This window comes from Nonomuraea sp. NPDC048916, assembly GCF_040649575.1.
Taxonomy (GTDB): Bacteria; Actinomycetota; Actinomycetes; order Streptosporangiales; family Streptosporangiaceae; genus Nonomuraea.
In genome coordinates this window covers 1-459 of record NZ_JBEZFS010000223.1, presented here as the reverse complement: position 1 = coordinate 459, position 459 = coordinate 1, and the positions used below count along the sequence as shown (strand labels likewise).

The 459-nt window shown below is 68.6% G+C and carries 1 protein-coding gene; it reads right to left on the bottom strand.

Annotated elements, in window-relative coordinates; translation table 11 throughout:
• The coding region (locus AB0C16_RS40555; RefSeq protein ID WP_357691519.1) for a PfkB family carbohydrate kinase at positions 1-431 on the bottom strand (431 nt) is incomplete at its 3' end.
• Between the last annotated feature and the right edge of the window lie 28 nt (positions 432-459).

Sequence of the window (459 nt, the reverse complement as noted above, 5' to 3'; positions counted from 1 at the left end):
ATGGAGACGAGGTCCAGGCCGCCGACGCGGTCGGCGACGCTCTTCAGCTCGATGAGGCGGGCCTCGCTCATCGCGCCCGTGTAGAAGGAGCCGATCTGGTTGTGGTCGGAGTCGGTGGTGCAGACGAAGCGGGCGGTGTGCAGCACCTCGGAGATCCGGACCGAACCGGTCTCGACGCCGTGCCGGTCGAGCCAGGCGCGGTACTCGTCGAAGTCGGCTCCGGCGGCGCCGACCAGGATCGGGCGGGTGCCGAGCAGGCCCATCCCGAAGCAGATGTTGGCGGCGACACCGCCCCGGCGCACATCGAGGTTGTCGACCAGGAAGGACAGGGAGACCGTGTGCAGCTGATCCGCGACCAGCTGGTCGGCGAAGCGGCCGGGGAAGGTCATGAGGTGGTCAGTGGCGATCGAGCCGGTGACTGCAATACGCACGGGGAGGCTACTCCTGCGGAAGGCGAAG